We start from the raw sequence: 23,568 nt of genomic DNA, 5'->3' as shown, positions 1-23,568 counted from the left end.
CCTCCGGGCCCTCCCGGCTCCCGCTCCGGCCCCGGCCGCGCCCCGCGCGGCCGGGGCCCTCCGCGTCGGGGCCCTCCGCGCCGGCCGTGGTGAAAGGGCAGGCCAGGGAGGTTAGTACGGCCTTCCTTGCCGGCGCCCGCGCGACCGATGGGCGTACGGTCGAAGGACCGGCCCGCGTTCGGAGAGGCGACACGAGGCGGGAAGCCCGGGGGAGGAGGAGGTCGTACCCCATGGTGTCCACGGCCAAAGAGGAAACCGACACGACGCTGCGGTCGGGAGCACCCGACTCGGCCCACACCGACCACCACACCCACCGCGACGTGAGCGGCGGCTGGCTGCGTCCGGCGGTCTTCGGTGCCATGGACGGGCTGGTCTCCAACCTCGCGCTGATGACGGGCGTCGCGGGCGGTGCCGTGGACCGGAACGTGATCGTCATCACCGGTCTGGCCGGGCTCGCCGCCGGTGCGTTCTCGATGGCGGCCGGCGAGTACACCTCGGTGGCCTCCCAGCGGGACCTGGTCGTGGCCGAGCTGGAGGTCGAGCGGCGCGAGCTGAGCCGCAACCCCGAGGAGGAACAGCGCGAGCTGGCCGACCTGTACCGGGCGAGGGGGCTGCCGGACGAACTGGCCGAGGAGGTCGCCGGACACCTGTCGAAGGACCCCGAGCGGGCCCTGGAGATCCACGCCCGGGAGGAGCTGGGCGTGGCCCCCGGCGAGCTGCCGTCCCCGATGCTCGCCGCCGTCGCCTCCTTCGCCTCCTTCGCGGCCGGTGCCATGCTGCCCGTACTGCCCTACCTGCTGGGAGCGACCGTGCTGTGGCCCGCGGTGGTGGTGGCGCTGCTGGGGCTGTTCCTGTGCGGCGCGGCCGTGGCGAGGATCACCGCCCGGTCCTGGTGGTACAGCGGGCTGCGGCAACTGCTGCTGGGAGGCTCCGCGGCCGCCGTCACCTACGGGCTGGGTACCCTGTTCGGAGTGGCCGTGGGCTGAACCCGTCCGGGGCCGCCGGCCGCGAGGCGTGGGACGGGCCGGGTGTGAGCCGTTCCACTTCGTTCCGGGCGGTCTCCGGGTTACCCGGTGGTTTCGGGTGTGTCACCTTCGGGAATGAACAGCGAGCGCTTCTGGCAGTGTCGCCGGCGCCACCGGGTCGATACGGCGCACACGCGCCGTACGACCACCTCGACTCCCACGGCAGCGTCCGCATGATGGACCCGGGTGTCCGCCCCTCGGGAAAAGCCCCATCATGTAACCTGCACGAAAATTTGTTCAGCAAGCAGAGGGCCAACGTCGTCCCTCGGCACCGTCCCCCAGGCCCCGGCCGGGGACACACCAGCCACGATGACGACGGGAGAGCCGATGCGTGCTGCGCCCCTGACGGCCCACCCTGCCAAGCAGGGAATGTACGACCCGCGCGATGAGCACGACGCCTGCGGCGTCGGCTTCGTGGCCACCCTCACCGGCGAGGCGAGCCACCGGCTCGTGGAACAGGCCCTGACCATCCTGCGGAACCTGGAACACCGCGGCGCCACCGGCGCCGAGGCGGACTCCGGCGACGGCGCGGGCATCCTGGTCCAGATCCCGGACGCCTTCTTCCGCGAGGTGGCCGACCTCGACCTCCCCGAGGCGGGCTCGTACGCCGTGGGCACCGCCTTCCTCCCCACCGACGGAACGGAGCGCGCCGAGGCCGTCTCCCGCATCGAGACGATCGCCGCCGACGAGGGCCTCACCGTCCTGGGATGGCGCGAGGTCCCCGTCGCCCCCGACCTGCTGGGCAACGGCGCGCGCGCCACCATGCCCGCCTTCCGCCAGATCTTCGTCGCCGACGGGGTCAACAGCGGCCTCGCCCTGGACCGCAAGGCGTTCGTGCTGCGCAAGCGCGCCGAGCGCGAGGCCGGCACCTACTTCCCCTCGCTGTCCGCGCGGACGATCGTCTACAAGGGGATGCTGACCACCGGACAGCTGGAACCCTTCTTCCCCGACCTGTCCGACCGCCGTTTCGCCACCGCCATCGCGCTGGTCCACTCGCGGTTCTCCACCAACACCTTCCCCTCCTGGCCGCTGGCCCACCCCTACCGCTTCGTCGCCCACAACGGCGAGATCAACACCGTGCGCGGCAACCGCAACTGGATGCGCGCCCGCGAGTCCCAACTGGTCTCCGACCTCTTCGGCGACAGCCGGGACGGCAAGGACCTGGCGCGGATCTTCCCCGTCTGCACCCCGGACGCCTCCGACTCCGCCTCCTTCGACGAGGTCCTGGAGCTGCTCCACCTCGGCGGCCGCTCGCTGCCCCACTCCGTGCTGATGATGGTCCCCGAGGCGTGGGAGAACCACCCCTCCATGGACCCGGCCCGACGCGCCTTCTACCAGTACCACTCCACGATGATGGAGCCCTGGGACGGACCGGCCTGCGTCACCTTCACCGACGGCACCCAGGTCGGCGCCGTCCTGGACCGCAACGGTCTGCGTCCGGGCCGCTACTGGGTCACCGACGACGGCCTGGTCGTCCTCTCCTCCGAGGTCGGCGTCCTCGACATCGACCAGGACCGGGTCGTCCGCAAGGGCCGCCTCCAGCCCGGCCGCATGTTCCTGGTGGACACCGCCGAGCACCGGATCATCGAGGACGACGAGATCAAGGCCTCCCTCGCCGCCGAGCACCCCTACCAGGAGTGGCTCGACGCCGGGATCATCGAACTGGGCGACCTGCCCGAGCGCGAGCACGTCGTCCACACCCACGCCTCGGTCACCCGCCGCCAGCAGACCTTCGGCTACACCGAGGAGGAGCTGCGCGTCCTGGTCGCCCCGATGGCCCGCACCGGCGCCGAGCCCATCGGCTCCATGGGCACCGACTCGCCCATCGCCGCGCTCTCCGACCGTCCGCGGTTGATCTTCGACTACTTCACCCAACTGTTCGCGCAGGTCACCAACCCGCCGCTGGACGCCATCCGGGAGGAGCTCGTCACCTCCCTGATCTCCTCCCTCGGCCCCCAGGGCAACCTGCTGGAGCCCACCGCGGCCTCCTGCCGCAGCGTGACCCTGCCCTTCCCGGTGATCGACAACGACGAGCTGGCCAAGCTCGTCCACATCAACGCCGACGGTGACATGCCGGGGATGACGGCCGTCACCCTCTCCGGCCTCTACCGCGTCGCCGGCGGCGGCGAGGCCCTGGCCGCCCGGATCGAGGAGATCTGCGCCGAGGCCGACACCGCCATCGCCGACGGCGCCCGGCTGATCGTCCTGTCCGACCGGCACTCCGACGCCGAGCACGCGCCGATCCCGTCGCTGCTGCTCACCTCCGCCGTCCACCACCACCTCATCCGCACCAAGCAGCGCACCCAGGTGGGCCTGCTGGTCGAGGCCGGGGACGTCCGCGAGGTCCACCACGTCGCCCTGCTCATCGGCTACGGCGCCGCCGCCGTCAACCCCTACCTGGCCATGGAGTCCGTCGAGGACCTGGCCCGCGCCGGCACCTTCCTGCCCGCCGGCACGGAGCCCGAGGCGGCCATCCGCAACCTCATCAAGGCGCTCGGCAAGGGCGTGCTGAAGGTGATGTCCAAGATGGGCATCTCCACCGTCGCCTCCTACCGCGGCGCCCAGGTCTTCGAGGCCGTCGGCCTGGACCAGGAGTTCGTCGACACCTACTTCCACGGCACCGCCACCAAGATCGGCGGCGCGGGCCTGGACGTCATCGCCAAGGAGGTCGCCGCCCGCCACGCCAAGGCCTACCCGGCCTCCGGCATCGCCCCGGCCCACCGCGACCTGGAGATCGGCGGCGAGTACCAGTGGCGCCGCGAGGGCGAACCCCACCTGTTCGACCCCGAGACGGTCTTCCGCCTCCAGCACTCCACCCGCACCCGCCGCTACGACATCTTCAAGCAGTACACCAAGCGCGTCGACGAGCAGTCCGAGCGCCTGATGACGCTGCGCGGCCTCTTCGGCTTCGCCTCCGACCGACCCTCGATCCCCATCGACGAGGTCGAGCCCGTCTCCGAGATCGTCAAGCGGTTCTCCACCGGAGCCATGTCCTACGGCTCCATCTCCCAGGAGGCCCACGAGACCCTCGCCATCGCCATGAACCGACTGGGGGCGAAGTCCAACACCGGCGAGGGCGGCGAGGACCCCGAGCGGCTGTACGACCCCGCCCGCCGCTCGGCCATCAAGCAGGTCGCCTCCGGCCGCTTCGGCGTCACCAGCGAGTACCTGGTCAACTCCGACGACATCCAGATCAAGATGGCCCAGGGCGCCAAGCCCGGCGAGGGCGGTCAGCTCCCCGGACCCAAGGTCTACCCCTGGGTGGCCAAGACCCGCCACTCCACCCCCGGCGTCGGCCTGATCTCCCCGCCGCCGCACCACGACATCTACTCCATCGAGGACCTCGCCCAGCTCATCCACGACCTGAAGAACGCCAACCCCCAGGCGCGGATCCACGTCAAGCTGGTCTCCGAGGTCGGCGTCGGCACGGTCGCGGCGGGCGTCTCCAAGGCCCACGCCGACGTCGTGCTGATCTCCGGCCACGACGGCGGCACCGGCGCCTCCCCGCTCACCTCCCTCAAGCACGCGGGCGGGCCCTGGGAGCTCGGCCTGGCCGAGACCCAGCAGACCCTGCTGCTCAACGGACTGCGCGACCGGATCGTCGTCCAGACCGACGGTCAGCTCAAGACCGGCCGCGACGTGGTCATCGCCGCCCTCCTCGGCGCCGAGGAGTACGGCTTCGCCACCGCGCCCCTGGTCGTCTCGGGCTGCGTGATGATGCGCGTGTGCCACCTGGACACCTGCCCGGTGGGCATCGCCACCCAGAACCCCGTGCTGCGCGAGCGCTACAACGGCAAGGCCGAGTTCGTCGTGAACTTCTTCGAGTTCATCGCCGAGGAGGTCCGCGAAATCCTCGCCGAGCTGGGCTTCCGCACCCTGGACGAGGCCATCGGCCACGCCGAGGTGCTCGACGTCGACCGCGCGGTGGACCACTGGAAGGCCCAGGGCCTGGACCTGGCACCGCTGCTGCACGTGCCCGAGCTGCCCGAGGGCGCGGCCCGCCACCAGGTGGTCGCCCAGGACCACGGCCTGGAGAAGGCCCTGGACAACCAGCTCGTCAAGCTCGCCGCCGACGCCCTGTCGGCCGACACCGCCGAGGCCGCCCAACCGGTCCGCGCCCAGGTCCCCATCCGCAACGTCAACCGGACCGTGGGCACCATGCTCGGACACGAGGTGACCCGGAAGTTCGGCGGCGCGGGCCTGCCCGACGACACCATCGACATCACCTTCACCGGCTCCGCCGGCCAGTCCTTCGGCGCCTTCCTGCCGCGCGGCATCACCCTCCGCCTGGAGGGCGACGCCAACGACTACGTCGGCAAGGGCCTGTCGGGCGGACGCATCGTCGTCCGACCCGACCGGAGCGCGAAGCACCTGGCCGAGTACTCCACCATCGCCGGCAACACCCTCGCCTACGGCGCCACCGGCGGCGAGATGTTCCTGCGCGGCAGCGTCGGCGAACGCTTCTGCGTCCGCAACTCCGGCGCGCTGGTCGTCTCCGAGGGCGTGGGCGACCACGGGTGCGAGTACATGACCGGCGGCACCGCCGTCGTCCTCGGCCCGACGGGACGCAACTTCGGCGCCGGCATGTCCGGCGGCACCGCGTACGTCGTCGACCTCGACCCCGCCGGCGTCAACCCCGACGTCGCCGGCGCCGTCGAACCCCTGGACGACACCGACCGGCAGCGGCTCCACGACATCGTGCGCCGCCACCACGAGGAGACCGGATCCACCGTCGCCGAGGCGCTGCTCGCCGATTGGGACGGCGCCGTCGGCCGCTTCAGCAAGATCATGCCGACCACGTACAAGGCAGTGCTCGCCGCCAAGGACGCCGCCGAGCGAGCCGGACTGTCCCAGGCCGAGACCCACGAGAAGATGATGGAGGCGGCGACCAATGGCTGACCCCAAGGGCTTCCTGACCACCGATCGCGAGGTCGCCAAGACCCGCCCCGTGCCCGAGCGCGTCAAGGACTGGAACGAGGTCTACGTCCCCGGCTCCCTGCTGCCGATCATCGGCAAGCAGGCCGGACGCTGCATGGACTGCGGCATCCCGTTCTGCCACAACGGCTGCCCGCTGGGGAACCTCATCCCCGAGTGGAACGACTACGCCTACCGGGGTGACTGGCAGGCCGCCAGCGAACGGCTGCACGCCACCAACAACTTCCCCGAGTTCACCGGCCGGCTCTGCCCCGCCCCCTGCGAGTCCGCGTGCGTGCTGGGCATCAGCCAGCCGCCGGTGACCATCAAGAACGTCGAGGTCTCCATCATCGACAAGGCCTGGGAGGCCGGGAACGTCACCCCGCAGCCGCCCGAGCGGCTGTCGGGCAAGACCGTCGCCGTCATCGGCTCCGGCCCCGCCGGCCTGGCCGCCGCCCAGCAGCTCACCCGCGCCGGCCACACGGTCGCCGTCTACGAGCGGGCCGACCGCATCGGCGGACTGCTGCGCTACGGCATCCCCGAGTTCAAGATGGAGAAGCGGCACATCAACCGCCGCATCGAGCAGATGCGCGCCGAGGGCACCAAGTTCCGCACCGGTGTCGAGATCGGCCGCGACATCGACGCCGCCGACCTGCGCAAGCGCTACGACGCGGTCGTCATCGCCGCCGGTTCCACCACCGCCCGGGACCTGCCCGTCCCCGGCCGCGAGCTGAACGGCGTCCACCAGGCGATGGAGTACCTGCCGCTGGCCAACAAGGTCCAGGAGGGCGACTACGTCGCTCCCCCGATCACGGCCGAGGGCAAGCACGTCGTCGTCATCGGCGGCGGCGACACCGGCGCCGACTGCGTCGGCACCGCCCACCGCCAGGGCGCCCTCTCCGTCACCCAGCTGGAGATCATGCCCCGGCCGAACGAGGAGCGGGACCCGGTGACCCAGCCGTGGCCGACCTTCCCCATGCTCTACAAGGTCACCTCCGCGCACGAGGAGGGCGGCGAGCGGATCTACTCCGTCTCCACCACCCACTTCGAGGGCGACGAGGACGGCAACGTGCAGGCCCTGCACCTGGTCGAGGTCGAGTTCAAGGACGGGAAGTTGGAGCCCAAGCCCGGCACCGAGAGGAAGATCCCCGCCCAGCTCGTCACCCTCGCCATGGGCTTCACCGGCATCGACAGGACCAACGGTCTGGTCGACCAGTTCGGCCTGGAACTGGACGCGCGCGGCAACGTCGCACGCGACGGCGACTACGCCACCAACGTCGACGGCGTCTTCGTCGCCGGCGACGCCGGCCGCGGTCAGTCGCTGATCGTGTGGGCCATCGCCGAAGGCCGCTCCGCGGCCCGCGCCGTGGACCGCTACCTCACCGGCGACAGCTCCCTGCCCGCCCCCATCCGGCCCACCGACCGCGCCCTGGCGGTCTGACGGCCACCCACCCCGGCCACCCGTCGGGCCCGCGCGGCACCACCTCCGCGGGCCCGACGGGACGACCCGCGGCGCCGGCCCCCTCCCCGACCGGGGGCCGGCGCCGCGTCACACCCGGCCCCGGCCGAAAACCGACACGTCCGGCCGGAGGGCTCGCTCAGGAACCCTCCGCCAACCGTGCCGGGAAACCACCCGTCGCCACCGGTCCCCACCGCACCGGCGTGATCCGCAGCAGCGACTTCCCCTGCCGCACCATCGCCTCCCGGTACTCGTCCCAGTCCGGATGCTCACCCGCGACCGACCGGTAGTACTCCACCAGCGGTTCCACGGACTCCGGCACGTCCAGCACCTCCGCCGTGCCGTCCACCTGCACCCACGGCCCGTTCCAGTCGTCCGACAGCACGATCACACCGACGGACGGGTCGCGTCGGGCGTTGCGGACCTTGGCCCGCTCCGGGTACGTCGAGACCACGATCCGCCCCTCGCCGTCCACCCCGCACGTCACCGGCGACCCCTGTGGGGAACCGTCGGCGCGGCGGGTCAGCAGGAGCGCCCGATGGCGAGGACGCACGAACTCCAGCAAAGTGTCGAGGTCGACACGGGTATTGGTCGCGATGGAAGGACTCATGCCCCGAGCCTAGGCCCGGAGCGTGCTCCACCCCGCACCCCGTACGCCGGGCCCGCGCGGCGCGACGCCCACCCCCCGGGACATAGGGTCGACGACCATGACCGACAGCGAGATCGATCCGGCCGTGCGCGCCGAACTCACCCGACTGCGCGACAGCATCGACAACATCGACGCGGCCGTGGTGCACATGCTCGCCGAGCGCTTCAAGTGCACCCAACAGGTCGGCCGCCTCAAGGCCGAACACGCCCTGCCCCCCGCCGACCCCGCCCGCGAGGCCCAGCAGATCGCCCGACTGCGCCACCTCGCCGAGAGCGCCAAACTCGACCCCGCCTTCGCCGAGAAACTGCTGAACTTCATCGTGGCCGAGGTCATCCGCCACCACGAACGGATCGCCGAGGACACCCGGAACGGCGGGCAACCGACGCGGTGACACCACCGACCGCGCCCCGCCGCCCCACGCCCACGGCGAACCCCCGTGCGCGCCGCCCGACGGCTGCGGCAGCATGAGCGCCATGCCAGCACTCACCCGCGCCGAGGCGCACACCCGCGCCCACCTCCTCGACGTCCGGCAGTACACGATCGACCTCGACCTGACCCGCGGCGAGGAGGTCTTCGGCTCCACCACCACCGTCCGCTTCACCACCCGCGAAGCCGGCGACACCTTCGTCGAGGTACGGCCCCACACCCTCCACCGGGCCGTCCTCGACGGACACGACCTCGACACCGCCGCCCTCGCCGAGGGACGGCTCCCCCTGACCGGACTGACCGCGGGCGACCACGAACTGCGCGTCGAGGCCGACATGGCCTACTCACGCACCGGCGAGGGCATGCACCGCTTCACCGACCCCGCCGACGGTCGCACCTACCTCTACACCATGTGCTTCCAGACCGAGGCACCCCGGGTCTTCGCCGCCTTCGACCAGCCCGACCTCAAGGCCCCCTTCACCGTCACCGTCACCGCGCCCGAGGAGTGGACCGTCCTGGGCAACGGCACCGCCCAGCGCGTCGACGGCGCCCCCGGCCGCTGGAAGTGCGCCACCACACCGCCGCTGAGCACCTACTTCGTCGCCGTCGCCGCGGGCCCCTGGCACACGGTGCGCACCGAACACGCCGGCATCCCCTTCGGCCTCCACGTGCGGCGTTCCCTCGCGCCCCACCTCGACACCGACGCCACCGAAATCCTCGACATCACCCGCGCCTGCTTCGACCGCTACCACCGGATCTTCGACGAGCCCTACCCCTTCGACTCCTACGACCAGGCGTTCGTCCCCGAGTTCAACGCCGGAGCCATGGAGAACCCCGGACTGGTCACCCTCCGGGACGAGTTCATCCACCGTTCCGCCGTCACCGAAACCCAGCGCCAGTCCCGCGGCATGGTCATCGCCCACGAGATGGCCCACATGTGGTTCGGAGACCTCGTCACCCTGCGCTGGTGGGACGACATCTGGCTCAACGAGTCCTTCGCCGAGTACATGGGCTTCCAGGTCCTCGCCGACGCCACCCGCTTCACCGACACCTGGACCGACTTCGCCGTCAACCGCAAGTCGTGGGGCTACGACGCCGACCAGCGGCCCTCCACCCACCCCGTCGCCCCCGAACCCGACGCGGTGCCCGACACCGCCACGGCCCTGCTCAACTTCGACGGCATCTCCTACGCCAAGGGCGCCTCCGCCCTGCGTCAACTCGTCACCTGGCTCGGCGAGAAGGCCTTCCTCGCCGGCGTCAACGACCACTTCGCCCGCCACCGCTTCGGCAACGCCACCCTCGCCGACTTCGTCGACTCCCTCACCCGCGCCTCCGGCCGCGACGTCCACGCCTGGGCCGACCGCTGGCTGCGCACCACCGGCGTCGACACCCTCGCCCACCGGAACACCACCGACGAGGACGCCCACCGCTGGAATCTGGAGATCACCCACACCGGCAACCGTCCTCACCGCATCGCCGTCACCCCCTACGACCTGGCCGCCGACGGAAGCGGGGCCCTCGTGCCACGCGACCCCCTGGAGATCGACGTGGCCGCCGACGACGACCGGCACACCCTCACCGCCGACGGCCCCCGCCCCGACCTCGTCCTCCTCAACGATCGCGACCTGACCTACGCCAAGATCCGCCTCGACGAGACCTCCCGACGGACCGCACGGCACCACCTGTCCGCCCTGCCCACCCCGATCGCCCGCGCCACCGTCTGGAACGCGCTGCGCGACACGGTCCGCGACGGCGAGCTCCCGCCCGCCGAATACCTGGACACCGCCCGCGACAACCTGCCCCACGAAACCGACAACGCCATCGCCGCCGGCGTCCTCGGCTTCGCCCGCAACGAACTCGCCGACCGCTACCTCGCACCGCAGCGGCGCACGGCCGCCCTGGAGACCATCACCCACACCGCCCGCGCCCTCCTGGAGAACACCCCCAGCGGCGGGCGGGACGGCGGGGGAGGCGCGCGACTGACCGCCGTGCGCACCCTGATCGACAGCACCACCGACCCCCGTGAGCTCCGCGCCTGGTGGGACACCGAGACCCTTCCCGGCGAACAACCCCTCGACCACGAACTGCGGTGGCGGCTGCTGCACCGGCTGGCCGCCCTCGGCGCCGCCGGACCCGACGACATCGACACCGCCCTCGACGCCGACCCCAGCGCCACCGGCACCGAGGGGGCCGCCCGCTGCCGCGCCGCCCTGCCCGACCCCGAGGCCAAGGAAGCCGCCTGGCAGGCCGTGTTCGACGAGGCCGACACCCTCTCCACCTACGGACTCGTCGCCACCCTCCAGGGCTTCTGGCACCCCGAGCAGCGCGACCTGCTGCGCGACTACGTTCCCCGCTACTTCGAACAGGCCCCCGCCCTCGCCGCCCGTCGAGGAGAGGCCGTCGCCCAGGCCCTGACCCACTACGGCTTCCCCCGGCCCTTCACCGACCCCGACACCCTGACGGCGGGGGAGAGGTGCCTGGCCGCCCCCGACCTCACCGCAGCCCTGCGCCGTGGCCTGACCGACGCGCTCGACGACCTCGCCCGCGCCCTGCGCGTCCGCGAGGCGCACTGACGGCACCGGTGTGGGCGAGACCGTTTGTAGGTGGTCTCGCCCACACCGGTGCCGAGTCACTCCACTTCGTCGCAAGGGGCGTGCCCTGCCAAGGAAGCGTGGTACTCGGCGAGGAACTTCCTCATGGCTTCCGCGTCAGCCGTGTTCTCATCTGCTTTGGCCACAATGAACAAGTCCTGGTCATCTTCTTCGGGGCTGCAGCGCACCACGCCGAGTCCACTCCTGTCCGAGTAGACATAATTCTCGTCGGGCGTCTGGTGATCAGGTTTCACATAGGCGTGTACGGTGGCGAAGCGTCGAGTTGACCATCCTTCTTCCCACCACTCCCGCTTCACCTCGAATATCACATTGCCGTTGACCGACACGCTGCATGTTTTCCTGAAATCGTCCGTTCCCTCTTCGGTCAGGGTTATGTCCTTGCCGGGGGGCAGGAAAGGGGAGAGTGTAGCCGGCTTCACGTCCACATCGCACAGAGAACTCGGAATGGCGTACTCTCGTTTTTCCTGGGCCTCCCCGCACGCTGCTACTGTCAGCAGCAGGGAGGCCACGGGAGCGAAAAAACCGATCCTTCGAATGTTTCCCATGCTCACGAGGCATCACCGGAAGATCTCAAATTTACCCCTTCGCTGTGGCTGTTTCCCGTCTGGGTGCGAACTTCCTCCTGAATGTCTCTGATGGTTTCGGGGTTGATGTTCGGATGGTCTCTCGTTGCGCGCGCGACGGCCTCCTTGGCTGCGTCGATGGCTGCGTCACGCCCTTTGGTGTAATCCCGGCTTCCATCTTCTCCGATATCGATGACGTCTCTCTCGGCGCTCTTCACCACGCTTTCGGTGATGTCCTCTGCCAGCCAGTTGGCGACCTCGCCCACTACGGGGACACGCTGCGGAATGAGGGAAGTCCCCAGTTCGACGGTGCGGGTGACCCACTTTCCCTTTTCCGCTGCGGCCTCGTTGAAGTCCTTGACCACCGCAGTGTTGTAGTCGTGGACGGCGTCGGCGCGGGCCTCGCTCATGATCCCCGCCATCACGGCGCCGGGGGCGACCGCGTTGCTGACCCGCTGTTCCAGGGAAACCGTCGACTGCGTTTCCTCGTTGATGGTCCGATCCACCATCAGCGTCGTGTACGCCTGCTGGGCACCGGTGACCGTGGCGTAGGCGTTCGGGTCCTGTCCCACCTCGCCGAGGAACCGCATCACATGACTGCTGTTCTCGAAGACCGCCGGTACGCCGTTGATCGGGAAACGGTCCGACGGATCGTCCCCGTACATCACGCGTTGGAAGTCGCCCATGTACTCGGCGGTGATGTTGCCGAGACTGTCCCGTAGCACGTGGAGCGGGCCGGACTTCAGGTCCTTCGCCTCCCCGTTCTCGTTGTGGCGGATCAGGTCGGGGTTCTCGCCGAAGTGCGACACCAGGTACTCGACGAACTCCGCACGCTCCGCCGTGTGCTCGATCGGTTCCGTCGAGTCGCTGTCGTACGCGCGCCCGGTGGCCGCGGCCTCCAACGCGTGACCGAGCGCGTTGGGGCCGTGCTTGAAGGCGTCTTCCGAGCCCTCCAGGCCCGGCATCGCCAGGGTGTCCGGTGGCCAGGGGAAGTCCTTCTTGAGGAGTTCTTCCTTGTATGTGTAGCCCAGCTCCGCTTTCTTGTCCGGGTTCACCGTGCCGTCTTCCCGGTACACCGTCGGTTCGCCGGTGAAGAACTTCTCCAACGCCTCCGGGCTGTGCCCCAGCGCCTCCAGGACGCTCGTCAACGGGTCGTAGCCGGCACCGCCCTTGCCGGACGGGTTGTAGCCGAGGTCCAGGTCCCCCGTGCCCACCGGCTTGTTCGACATGAACCGCATGGGTTCCTCGTGGTGGAGCTGGGTGACGTGTTCCGCGATCGGGGTGAGGAAGTCCGCGTCGTAGTTCCCGTACCGCAGCATTCCGCCGAGGACCTGGTATCCGTACGGCTGCCGACCGAACGCTCCCGGTTCCAGCTCGATCTGTTGGGTGCCGAGCTTGCGGAACTCGTCACCCCAACCGGCCGGCAGATGCGTCCTGTTGTCCGGATCGGTGGCTGTGGCCAGCGCGATGCCCATGTTCCGCTGGAGTTCACGGGACAGTGCCAGACGTTCCTTGTTCTCCTCCCCGTCACCCAGCGTGCCGTCGAGCGACATGCGGCCGTAGAAGCGCAGGGCCTCCTCGGGGCCGCCCAGGCCCTTGTAGAAGGAGGTGGAGAACTCCGGGTCCCGGGCGTTGAAGGTCATCAGATCGTTGAACTCACGGTACTGGTCGGCGGACATCTTCGGGCCCAGCTTCGCCAGCTCAAGGGCCCGTTCGGCCTCGACCTCGTCGAACGACGTGTAGGTGGCGTGCCCGAAGTTGTGGGTGTCACCGCCGTGCACCCTCTTCAAAGCCCGCGCGGCCAGGTCGTCGATCTCCGCCGCCCGCACGATCAACCGGTCGATCCGAGCCGCCAAGTCCTCCCCGGCTCGCCGTTGCTCCTCGGAGGGAGGGCTGTTGTCCGGCTGACGGTCGAAAGCGCACCGTACGGTTCCGTCACCGCTGTCCACCACCCGGATCCCCTGCTTGCGCCCTTCCTCGACCTCTTTCTTCAGGTCGGACTGGACGGCCTTCAGGTCGGCGTGCGCGTCCTTGAGGATGTTCTTGACGCTCTTGGCCTGGGCTGCCGCGTCGTCGAACTCCTTGGCGGTCTTGTGGACGAACGGCTTGGTGACCTCCGCGTTCTCACCGCTCCACTCCGCCTTGTCGGCCTTGGCCGCCATGCCGGTGCGGGCGTCGTCCGCCAGCGTCTCCAGCTTGGTGACCATCGATTCCCAGTCCGAGACCGCCGCCGCCAGGGTGGAGAAGGAGACGCCGTACAGATCGCTGAAGGTCAACTTGGCCATGACGCTGTTCCCCCGGTTCTCCGCCCGTCACCTGTAGTACCGCTCGATCTCGGACACCGACATGGCCGAGCCGTCGCGGTGCCGCATCCGGGCCTCGATCTCCTTGTCCTGCCGGGCGTAGGACTTCGCGCTGTAATCGAGGTGGTTGGAGATGTGCGCGCAGGACTGCAGCAACGTCTTGAGCTGGGAGTTCCACACGCCGATGGTGAGACCGAGTTCTTCGCCCAGGGTGAAGTCGGCGTTCTTCAGGGTGACGGAGGCGGTGTCGCTGGACTCGCGGGCGATGTCGCCGTCCTTCCGTAACCGTCCGAACAACACGTAGGCGTCGTGCCCGATGGCGCCCAGCTCGTCCTGGCTGGTCGACAGGTCGTGCCGTCCACCGTCCCCACCGGGGCCGGCGCTGTTCGGCTGTGTCCGTACGCCGCCCTGCTCCGAAGCCCTGGCCACCAGAGTGGCCCATTCCTCGTCGAACGACATGCATCCCCCATGACTCTTCGGACCGGCTCGGTGACCGGACGATAACAGTGTGGAGTCGTCGCGTGCGTGACGGCCCGGGGGCGGGAGGAACATCCGGCCCCGGACCGTCGCCACGGAACCGCCCGGGGCCCACCGCGGGAGTCGGTCCGGTCGGTCGGAGGACCGGGACTTCCTCGCGCACCGGCCGCCGGTCCACCGAGGCGGACCGCGCCGGGGCGGTCCCCCCGTTCGCCCGGCGGTCGTTCACCGCCGGCACGGACCGGTCGTCGTCCGCCCCGGTGGTCGCGGTACGGCCCGGGGCGAACCCCGGTGAGGAGTCGCGAAATGTCGCACGGCGGTAATGCGCGCGGACGACTTCGGAACTCCCCGGAACGCACGTCCGTCCTCTGTCGCTCGACACGACGCGAATGCTCATCCGAGCAATACCGCGCCCATTTCACTGGTTGTCGACGGCCTTATGAGAAACGCTTGTTGAACAGTTGTCTCCCCACAGTTCCCTACCCACAGGTAAGTCATAAGGTCACTGCCATGCGCCGCGCCAAAATCGTCTGCACACTCGGACCCGCCACCGACTCGTACGAGCAGATCAGGGCGCTCGTCGAAGCCGGAATGGACGTCGCACGCCTCAACCTCAGCCACGGCAGCCACGCCGAACACGAGGAGAGGTACCACCGGGTGCGCCGCGCGGCGGAGGAGACCGGACGCAGCGTCGGCATCCTCGCCGACCTTCAAGGCCCGAAGATCCGACTCGGACGATTCCGCGAAGGCCCCGTACTCCTCGAACGCGGCGACGAGTTCACCATCACCACCGAGGACGTCGAGGGCGACCGCGAGCACTGCGGCACCACCTACGAGGGTCTCGCCGAGGACGTCTCCCCCGGAGAGGCGATCCTCGTCGACGACGGGCGCGTCGCCCTGGAGGTCACCGCCGTCGACGGTCCCCGCGTCCGCACCAAGGTCGTCGAAGGCGGCATGGTCTCCGACCACAAGGGCCTGAACCTCCCCGGCGTCGCCGTCTCCGTGCCCGCCCTCTCCGACAAGGACGTCGACGACCTGCGCTGGGCGCTGCGCACCGGCGTGGACGTCGTGGCTCTCTCCTTCGTGCGCGGTGGACACGACATCGCCGACGTCCACCGCGTCATGAAGGAGGAGGAACGCCGGCTCCCCGTCATAGCCAAGATCGAGAAGCCCCAGGCGGTGCGGAACCTCCACGACATCGTCGCCGCCTTCGACGGCCTCATGGTCGCCCGCGGCGACCTCGGCGTCGAGATGCCCCTGGAGGCCGTCCCGATGGTGCAGAAACGCGCCGTCGAACTCGCCCGACGCAACGCCAAACCCGTGATCGTCGCCACCCAGATGCTCGACTCGATGGTCGACTCCTCCAGGCCCACCCGCGCCGAGGTGTCCGACGTCGCCAACGCCGTCATGGACGGCACCGACGCCGTGATGCTCTCCGGCGAGACCAGTGTCGGCAAGTACCCCGTCGAGACGGTCAGGACCATGAGCCGCATCGTCGTGGCCGCCGAGGAGAACATGCTCGCCAAGGGGCTGTCCCCACTCACCGAGGGCGGTAAGCCCCGCACCCAGGGCGGCGCCGTCGCCCGCGCCGCCGCCGAGATGGGCGACTTCCTCGGCGCCAGGTTCCTCGTCGCCTTCACTCAGTCCGGCGACACCGTCCGCAGGCTCTCCCGCTACCGCTCGCCCATCCCCGTCCTCGCCTTCACCCCCGACCCGGCCACCCGCGCCAGGCTCAACCTGACCTGGGGTGTGGAGACCTTCCTCGGGCCCACCGTGCGGACCACCGACGAGATGGTCCGACAGGTCGACGAGCACCTGTTGCGGATCGGCCGCTGCCGCGAGGGCGACAAGGTGATCGTCACCGCGGGCTCCCCGCCGGGAGTCCCCGGCACCACCAACATGGTCCGCGTCCACCACATCGGCGAGAGCGACCCCGGACGCTGATCCGTCGCCCCACCGGGCCGACCCCACGAGCCGGAGGCCCCGGCCGCCGTCCCGCGCCAACGGCGGCCGGGGCCTCCTTCGGTGATCCGGCAGCCGTCGGAGCGGACCGGACCCCGGACCGGCGCCCACGGATGTTCGTCGACGACCTGCCGCTGCCAGGGGGCCGGGACGACGCGCCGCTCGTGTTCCCCGCCCGGGGCGTGCCGCGGGAGGCGAACGTCACACAGTCCTGTGCCGGTACACGGTGGGCGTCGCGGCCGGCGGGACGGCGGTGGTCGCATCACGGCACGTGTCGATCGGGCCGGGCCGGGCGTCGGCGCAGGCGATCAGCGGGTGAGGGCCTGTGCGCCGTGGACGAGGGCCGGTGCGGCCGTCACCGAGTCGAGGCCGCGTCCCCGGCCGACGAGTGTGGGTTACGTGCCCGCGGGCGTCGAGGCCGTACATGCTCGCGGGTGTGTACGGAGCGGTGCCCGCACGGAGCGGCGCAGGGGGGGTGGTTACCCCTGACCGGCGGGATTCCCGAGGTCGCTCGCGACCTTGGAAACGAAGGGAAAGTGCCCCGGGTCGGACTCGAACCGACACTGTATGGGTTTTGAATCCATTGCCTGCTGCCAATTGGGCTACCGGGGCCATGGGAATCGAAGGCCAGGCCATCCCGACGTAGGTACACCTTACAGGAACTAGGTAGGCTCATGTGGTCCACCTGGCCGGAAAACGAGGAGCCCAGTGAGCACCGCGGACACCCCCGAGCCCATCAGCCCCGACAGCGTCGAAGACGTCGACGACGGCGCCGGCGAGCGCGCGCACGTGCCGCCGGAGACGACGCGGGTCGTCATCGCCGAGGACGAGGCGCTGATCCGTCTGGACCTCAAGGAGATGCTGGAGGAGGAGGGCTACACCGTCGTCGGTGAGGCCGGGGACGGGCAGACCGCCGTCGACCTGGCGCGGGAGCACCGCCCGGATCTGGTGATCATGGACGTGAAGATGCCGGTGCTCGACGGCATCTCGGCGGCGGAGAGGATCGCCGAGGAGGCGATCGCGCCGGTGTTGATGCTGACGGCGTTCTCGCAGCGCGAACTGGTGGAGCGGGCGCGGGACGCGGGGGCGATGGCGTACCTGGTGAAGCCGTTCAGCAAGAGCGACGTCGTGCCCGCCATCGAGATGGCGGTGTCGCGGTTCAACGAGATGAGGGTGCTGACGCAGGAGGTCGCGGACCTGGCGCAGCGGCTGGAGACGCGCAAGCTGGTGGACCGGGCCAAGGGGCTGTTGCAGACGCAGTACGGGCTGTCGGAGCCGGCGGCGTTCCGGTGGATCCAGAAGACCTCGATGGACCGGCGGCTGTCGATGAGGCAGGTGGCGGAGGCCGTGATCCAGGACGCGGAGGAGAAGAGGCAACAGCAGCGGAAGTGACGCCGGGCGTTCCCGCCCCGGCCCCTCCCGGGGCCGGGGCGTCGGTGTATCGCGGCCGTGCGGCCGGACGGGGGGTGTCCTTTGGGGAGGGGCGGGGACGTGGCGGCGCGGTGGCGTCCGGGTGCGCTGCCGTCACGAGGTCGGTGGGAGTGGGGACTTCGGCGGAGGAGTCGGAATTCGGCCGGCCCGGCCTTTGATGATCTTTCCCTTTCTGTCCGATCTCCGGTAAGGAGTGTTCTGTTTCCGGCACATGGCGCAGGTCACAGGGAGATCACATCTGCCGCTCTCACCTGTTTGGCCAGCCCCCTTGGGCAATAGATTCCGGGCCACACCGCACGTACGTACGTGCGGATCGCGACGCCGGGACGATACGGCGATCGTCGTGATCTGAGCTGGCTCCAGGGGGTTCCAGGTGCTCAACAAGACCATCGTCAAGCTGGCCGTTCCCATGGCCATCGGTGCGCTCGCGCTCACCGGATGCGGCGGGGGGGACAGCGGAAGCGACGGCGCTTACAAAATCGCCTTCCAGGGCCCGCTCTCCGGTGACAACGTCCAGCTCGGCCAGAACATGGAGAACGGTATCAAGCTGGCGATCGACCAGGCGAAGGCCTCGGGCGACCTCGATTTCGAGGTCGAGTACGTGTCGGTCGACGACCAGGGTCTGCCGGACAAGGCGACGACCGCCGCGCAGAAGGCGATCGACGACGAGAGCGTCGTCGCGGTGATCGGCCCGGCGTTCTCGGGGCCGGCGGACACCGCCGCCGAGATGTTCGGCGCCGCGGGCCTGGTGGCGCTGTCCCCCTCGGCGACGCGCGCGGACCTGACCACCAAGGGGTACAAGACGTTCCTGCGCGCGGTGCCGAACGACAGCGCCCAGGGCTCCGGCATGGCGAAGTACCTGTCCCAGAAGGTCAAGGCCGACAAGGTCGTGGTGGTCGACGACAAGACCGACTACGGCATCGGCCTGGCGGACGTCGCGGAGAAGGACCTGAAGGCGGCGGGCGTGGACGTGGTGCGCCAGAGCGTGCCGCAGAAGACCCCGGACTACAGCGCAGCGGCGAAGAACGTCGTGAAGAACAAGCCGGACGCCATGATCTACGCCGGCTACTACCAGGACGCCGGCCCGTTCGCCAGGAAGCTGGAGGAGGCGGGCTTCGACGGCGTGACGATGTCGGGTGACGGGACCAACGACGCGCAGTTCATCGATCTGGCGGGTGACGCGTCCGACGGTTGGCTGCTGACCTGCGCGTGCACGGACGCCACGAAGGAGGAGGCGACGAAGAAGTTCGCCGCCGACTACGAGAAGGAGTTCAAGCAGGCTCCGGGCACCTACTCGGCCGAGTCCTACGACGCCACGATGATGATCATCGAGCAGATGAAGAAGCTGCACGCCGAGGGCGGTGTCGAGCGCCAGGCGCTGGTGGACGCGCTGCGCGGCGCGAAGTACAAGGGCCTGACGAAGGAGTTCTCCTTCGACGACAAGGGCGAGTTCACCAACCAGGCCATCTACCTGTACGAGGTCAAGGGCGAGGGCATCGAGTACCAGGGCGGCATCGACGAGCTGGTGGGCTGAGCCCGGCCGGCGCTTCCGGCCGGTCGGCGCGGGGGCGGGGCTCCCGCGCCGGCCGGTGCGACACCCGGCGGACGTCCGTGTTCGGGGTGTCCGCCCCCGTGATCTCCGAGCCGCTCCTCGCCGGTGCCGAACGCACGGCCGGGCGGCACATTTCCACAAGGAAGACAGTTCGATGTCCCTCAGTGAGTTCTGGGACTTCCTCGTCCTAGGGGTGGTGCTCGGCAGTCTCTACGCCGTCATCGCCATCGGCTACACGCTGGTCTACGGCGTGCTCCAGCTTCTGAACTTCGCGCACAGCGAGGTCTTCATGTTCGGCGGTTACGGCGGCCTGTTGGCCCTGACCGCTCTGATACCCGAGACGACGCCCTCCGGAACGGGTTCGGTCGTCTACGTCCTGATCGGCATGGTGGCGGGTGCCGCGTTGGGGGGTGCGGTGGCCTTCGGACTGGAACGGGTGGCGTACCGGCCGCTGCGCAGGCGGGGCGCGCCGCGCCTGGTGTTCCTGATCACCGCCATCGGCGCCTCGTTCTTCCTGTACAACCTGGCGGGCAAGCTGTTCGGCCGCAATCCGCTGCCGATGCCGACGATGTACGAGAACAAGAGGGTGCTGAGCGTCTTCGGCGCGGAGTTGACCATCACGCAGGTGCTGATCCTGGTGTCGGCGGTCGTGATGATGATCGGCCTGGACTACGTGGTGAACCGCACGAAGATGGGATCGGGCATCCGCGCGGTGGCGCAGGATCCGGATGTCGCGTCGTTGATGGGCGTGGACATCGACAAGGTGGTGTCCCGGACGTTCGTGCTGGGCGGTCTGCTCGGCGGCGCGGCCGGTTTCCTCTTCGGCACCAACAGCCAGGTGTGGTACACGATGGGTTTCCTGCCCGGCATCACGGCGTTCGCCGCGGCGGTGCTGGGAGGCATCGGCAATGTGCGCGGTGCGATGCTCGGCGGCCTGCTGCTGGGTGTGGTGGAGACCATGACGGTCGGTCTGTGGGGTGACGACTGGCGCTACGTGGGGGCCTTCGTGGTGCTGGTGCTGGTGCTGATGGTCCGTCCGACCGGCATTCTCGGCGAGCGTCTGGGGAGGACGGCATGAGCACGAAGACCTCGGCCCCGCCGGCGGGGACTTCGCGGGGCGCCTCGGACGTGTTGGCGTCGGCGGCGCGGCTGCGGAAGGTGAGCTGGTACCAGCGACCGCGGTGGCGTCGGCTGGGCGCGGTGCTGGCGGTCGCGGTGACCCTGGCGCTGATGACGGGCGAGGAGGGCACCACCCAGGACCTGTTCTTCGCGCTGCGGGAGGACTTCACCGGCCCGGCGCTGTGGATCTGGGTGGCCGCCGCGGTGGCCGTCTGGGCGGTGCGGGAGTTCCTGGGGGAGCAGACCTCCCACGCGGTGACGAGGGCCAGGGGGGCCGCCGCGAGTCCGTTGGGGAAGGCGCGGCACCTGTGGGAGACGGACCGCCGGGTGCGCCTGGGTGCGCCGGTGCTGCTGCTGGCGCTGGTGGCGTTCGGGCCGCTGGGCGTGGAGCGGTACTGGCAGCAGGTGCTGGTGGACCAGATCGCGATCTTCGTGCTGTTGGCGATCGGCCTGAACGTGGTGATCGGCTGGGCGGGCCTGCTGGATTTGGGCTTCATCGCGTTCTTCGCGATCGGTGCCTACAGCGCGGCGTACTGGACGGGCGCGCTGCCGGTGCAGCCGCCGGTGGTGCTCAACAACTTCCTGGTGCTGCCGATCGCGGTGGCCACCTGTCTGGTGGCGGGAGTGATCCTGGGCGCGCCGACACTGCGGTTGCGCGGCGACTACCTGGCGATCGTGACGCTGGGTTTCCACGAGATCGTCTACCTGGTGGCGAAGAACGCCGACGGCGTCACGGAGGGCACGCGGGGCGTGAAGGTCGAGCGGTTCAGCATCGACCTGGGCTTCTTCTCGTACGAGTGGAGGCTGGACCCGATGCCGTACTACTGGCTGCTGATCGGGTTCATCGTGCTGGCGATCTTCCTGTTCCTGCGGCTGGAGCACTCCAAGGTGGGCCGGGCCTGGACCGCGATCCGCGAGGACGAGGTGGCCGCGGCGGCCACGGGCGTGAACACGGTGCGGTACAAGCTGATGGCGTTCGCGATCGGCGCGTCGACCTCCGGGGTGGCGGGCGTGGCGTACGCCAGCAAGGCCGGCTACTTCAACCCGGAGAACTTCGCGATCCTGCTGTCGGTCCTGGTGCTCGCCTACGTGATCTTCGGTGGGATGGGGTCGATTCCCGGTGTGCTGTTCGGCGCCGCGTTCCTGGTGTGGTTGCCGGAGTACCTGCGGGACTGGGTGGATCCCAAGGACCGCTACATGTACCTGGGCGCTCTCCTCGTCATCATGATGATCTACCGGCCGCAGGGCGTGTGGCCCTCCCGTCGCCGCAAGCGTGAGCTTTCGATGGCGGAGGCGGGGGTCGGCGACGCCGACGCGACCGGTCCGGCGGAAGGCGGACAGCGGTGACCACCGAGGCGACGAAGACGGACCGGGCTCCGGCGCGGGACGCGGCCGGGGACCTGGTGTTGGAGACGTCGGGCGTGACGCTGCGGTTCGGCGGCCTGACCAGCCTGGACGGGGTCGAGCTGCGGATGCGGCGCGGCGAGGTGCTGGCGGTGATCGGCCCCAACGGAGCGGGCAAGACGTCGCTGTTCAACTCGTTGACCGGCGCGTACGTCCCGCAGGAGGGGCGGATCACCTACCGCCCGCGGGGTGGTGGCGAGCATCTGCTGCTGGGCGCCAAGCCGCACGTGGTGAGCCGGTTGGGCCTGGCGCGCACGTTCCAGAACATCCGGTTGTTCGGGGCGCTGACGGCGCTGGAGAACGTGAAGATCGCGGCGGAGACGCGGCTGAAGGCCGATCCGGTGTCGATCATGCTGGGGCTGCCCGGCGCCCGGAGGGCCGAGCGGACCAGTGACCGCAGGGCGCACGAGGTGCTGTCGTTCGTGGGCCTGCTGAAGAAGATGAACGAGCTGGCGGGGTCGTTGAGCTACGGCGACCAGCGGCGGCTGGAGATCGCGCGGGCGCTGGCGACCGACCCGGAGGTGCTGCTGCTGGACGAGCCGGCGGCGGGCACCAACCCGACGGAGAAGCTGGAGCTGGAGGAGCTGATCCGGCGGATCAACACCGAGCTGGGCGTGAGCGTGCTGCTGATCGAGCACGACATGCGGCTGGTGATGTCGGTGGCCGACCGGGTGATGGTGCTGAACTTCGGCAGGAAGATCGCGGAGGGGTCCCCGGCGGAGGTGCAGCGGGATCCGGCGGTGATCGAGGCGTACCTGGGGGTCGTGGACGAGGCCGCGGAGGCGACCCCGTCGGACACGGCGGTTCCCTCGGGACCCTCGGACCCGGACGGCGAGGTCCCGAAGGCGCGGACGCAGGACACCAAGGAGCACGAGTGAGCGTCACCACGCAGCTGGAGAAGGAATCGGCCGGCGGCGAGCAGTCCGCCCCGGTGCTGCTGGAACTCCGCGGCCTGCGGGTGTTCTACGGCGCGATCGAGGCGCTCAAGGGGGTCGATCTGACGGTCCGCCGCGGTGAGGTGGTCGCGTTGCTGGGCGCCAACGGCGCGGGCAAGTCGACCACGTTGCGGACGGCGTCGGGGATGATCGCCCCGCGCGAGGGCCAGGTGCTGTTGCACGGGGAGCGGGTCGACGGCATCAAGCCGCACGACCTGGTGCGGTTCGGGATCGGCCACGTCCCCGAGGGACGCGGGGTCTTCCCGCGGATGACGGTCCTGGAGAACCTCAGGATGGGGGCGTACCGGTTCGCTTCGGTGGACAAGGCCGACCTAGACCGGGTGTTCACCCTCTTCCCGCGGCTGGGGGAGCGCAAGAGCCAGTTGGGCGGGACGCTCTCCGGCGGTGAGCAGCAGATGTTGGCGATCGGCCGGGCCCTGATGGGCAAGCCGGAGCTGCTGCTGCTGGACGAGCCGTCGATGGGATTGGCGCCGCTGATCGTGCAGCAGATCTTCGACATCGTGAAGGAGATCAACGAGCAGGGCACCACGGTGCTGCTGGTGGAGCAGAACGCCGCGCAGGCGCTCCAGTTGGCGAACCGCGGCTACGTGCTGGAGACCGGTTCGGTGGCCATGGAGGGCGAGGCGTCCGAGCTGCTGTCCGACCCTCGGGTCCGGGCGGCCTACCTGGGCGAGGGCGCCGCGTAGCGGCCCGCGCCCGACTCCCACCCGCGGCGG

16 protein-coding genes and 1 tRNA gene are annotated in these 23,568 nt (G+C 69.9%); 12 read left to right on the top strand and 5 right to left on the bottom strand.

The genetic code is table 11. From position 1 onward, the window contains the following. The first annotated feature begins 230 nt into the window (after positions 1–230). The 3 genes from F0L17_RS05490 (at position 231) to F0L17_RS05480 (ending at position 7,380) form a co-directional block, all read left to right on the top strand. The gene (locus F0L17_RS05490; protein WP_155070192.1) at positions 231–986 is read left to right on the top strand and encodes a VIT1/CCC1 transporter family protein; all 756 of its coding nucleotides are present in this window, start codon (positions 231–233) and stop codon (positions 984–986) included. Between the two features lie 366 nt (positions 987–1,352). Then, the gene (gene gltB, locus F0L17_RS05485; protein WP_155070191.1) at positions 1,353–5,924 is read left to right on the top strand and encodes a glutamate synthase large subunit; all 4,572 of its coding nucleotides are present in this window, start codon (positions 1,353–1,355) and stop codon (positions 5,922–5,924) included. Further along, the gene (locus F0L17_RS05480) at positions 5,917–7,380 is read left to right on the top strand and encodes a glutamate synthase subunit beta (RefSeq protein WP_155070190.1); all 1,464 of its coding nucleotides are present in this window, start codon (positions 5,917–5,919) and stop codon (positions 7,378–7,380) included. The genes gltB and F0L17_RS05480 overlap by 8 nt, the downstream gene beginning before the upstream one ends. Before the next feature lie 157 nt (positions 7,381–7,537). On the opposite strand, the gene F0L17_RS05475 is transcribed toward F0L17_RS05480, so the two are convergent. Further along, positions 7,538–8,008, bottom strand: a complete 471-nt coding sequence (locus F0L17_RS05475; RefSeq protein ID WP_155070189.1) for a PPOX class F420-dependent oxidoreductase — start codon at positions 8,006–8,008, stop codon at positions 7,538–7,540. Positions 8,009–8,105: 97 nt separating this feature from the next. Between F0L17_RS05475 and F0L17_RS05470 the strand changes: the two genes are divergently transcribed. Together F0L17_RS05470 and pepN are read left to right on the top strand one after the other, a co-directional pair. Then, positions 8,106–8,438, top strand: a complete 333-nt coding sequence (locus tag F0L17_RS05470) for a chorismate mutase (protein WP_155070188.1) — start codon at positions 8,106–8,108, stop codon at positions 8,436–8,438. A gap of 82 nt (positions 8,439–8,520) precedes the next feature. After that, the gene (gene pepN / locus F0L17_RS05465) at positions 8,521–11,046 is read left to right on the top strand and encodes an aminopeptidase N (protein WP_155070187.1); all 2,526 of its coding nucleotides are present in this window, start codon (positions 8,521–8,523) and stop codon (positions 11,044–11,046) included. A gap of 56 nt (positions 11,047–11,102) precedes the next feature. Here the strand turns inward: pepN and F0L17_RS05460 are convergent, their stop codons facing one another. Genes F0L17_RS05460 through F0L17_RS05450 form a run of 3 tightly spaced genes read right to left on the bottom strand, consistent with a single transcriptional unit; the run spans position 11,103 to position 14,410 of the window. Further along, positions 11,103–11,594: a hypothetical protein gene (locus tag F0L17_RS05460; protein WP_155070186.1), complete on the bottom strand. Its 492-nt coding sequence runs from the start codon at positions 11,592–11,594 to the stop codon at positions 11,103–11,105. Between the two features lie 38 nt (positions 11,595–11,632). Further along, complete coding sequence (locus F0L17_RS05455; RefSeq protein WP_155070185.1) at positions 11,633–13,933, bottom strand: DUF6571 family protein; 2,301 nt, start codon at positions 13,931–13,933, stop codon at positions 11,633–11,635. 27 nt (positions 13,934–13,960) lie between these two features. Continuing rightward, positions 13,961–14,410 (bottom strand): hypothetical protein, encoded by a 450-nt coding sequence (locus F0L17_RS05450; protein ID WP_155070184.1) that lies wholly within the window; start codon positions 14,408–14,410, stop codon positions 13,961–13,963. A 528-nt stretch (positions 14,411–14,938) separates the two neighbouring features. On the opposite strand from F0L17_RS05450, the gene pyk reads away from it, so the two are divergent. Continuing rightward, entirely contained in the window at positions 14,939–16,372 is a 1,434-nt protein-coding gene (pyk, locus tag F0L17_RS05445; RefSeq protein ID WP_155070183.1) for a pyruvate kinase, read from the top strand. A 555-nt stretch (positions 16,373–16,927) separates the two neighbouring features. Here pyk and F0L17_RS05440 read toward each other — a convergent pair. Then, positions 16,928–17,002 (bottom strand) — tRNA-Leu (locus tag F0L17_RS05440). Between the two features lie 123 nt (positions 17,003–17,125). On the opposite strand from F0L17_RS05440, the gene F0L17_RS05435 reads away from it, so the two are divergent. The 6 genes from F0L17_RS05435 (at position 17,126) to F0L17_RS05410 (ending at position 23,538) form a co-directional block, all read left to right on the top strand. Then, the gene (locus F0L17_RS05435; RefSeq protein ID WP_162466740.1) at positions 17,126–17,782 is read left to right on the top strand and encodes a response regulator; all 657 of its coding nucleotides are present in this window, start codon (positions 17,126–17,128) and stop codon (positions 17,780–17,782) included. Between the two features lie 412 nt (positions 17,783–18,194). Next, positions 18,195–19,355, top strand: a complete 1,161-nt coding sequence (locus F0L17_RS05430) for an ABC transporter substrate-binding protein (protein WP_162465835.1) — start codon at positions 18,195–18,197, stop codon at positions 19,353–19,355. A gap of 172 nt (positions 19,356–19,527) precedes the next feature. Continuing rightward, positions 19,528–20,451, top strand: coding sequence for a branched-chain amino acid ABC transporter permease (locus tag F0L17_RS05425; protein WP_155070182.1), 924 nt, complete (start codon positions 19,528–19,530; stop codon positions 20,449–20,451). After that, positions 20,448–21,839: a branched-chain amino acid ABC transporter permease gene (locus F0L17_RS05420; RefSeq protein WP_155070181.1), complete on the top strand. Its 1,392-nt coding sequence runs from the start codon at positions 20,448–20,450 to the stop codon at positions 21,837–21,839. Before F0L17_RS05425 ends, F0L17_RS05420 begins: the two co-directional genes overlap by 4 nt. Next, a complete protein-coding gene (locus F0L17_RS05415; RefSeq protein WP_162465834.1) occupies positions 21,836–22,774 on the top strand; it encodes an ATP-binding cassette domain-containing protein in 939 nt (312 codons plus the stop codon). The genes F0L17_RS05420 and F0L17_RS05415 overlap by 4 nt, the downstream gene beginning before the upstream one ends. After that, entirely contained in the window at positions 22,771–23,538 is a 768-nt protein-coding gene (locus F0L17_RS05410; protein ID WP_162465833.1) for an ATP-binding cassette domain-containing protein, read from the top strand. The genes F0L17_RS05415 and F0L17_RS05410 overlap by 4 nt, the downstream gene beginning before the upstream one ends. Positions 23,539–23,568 lie beyond the last annotated feature (30 nt).

The sequence above is a fragment of the Streptomyces taklimakanensis genome (assembly GCF_009709575.1).
In the GTDB taxonomy this organism is placed as follows: domain Bacteria; phylum Actinomycetota; class Actinomycetes; order Streptomycetales; family Streptomycetaceae; genus Streptomyces; species Streptomyces taklimakanensis.
Note: the sequence above shows the minus strand (reverse complement) of the source record. Positions and strands in the feature narration are given on the sequence as shown.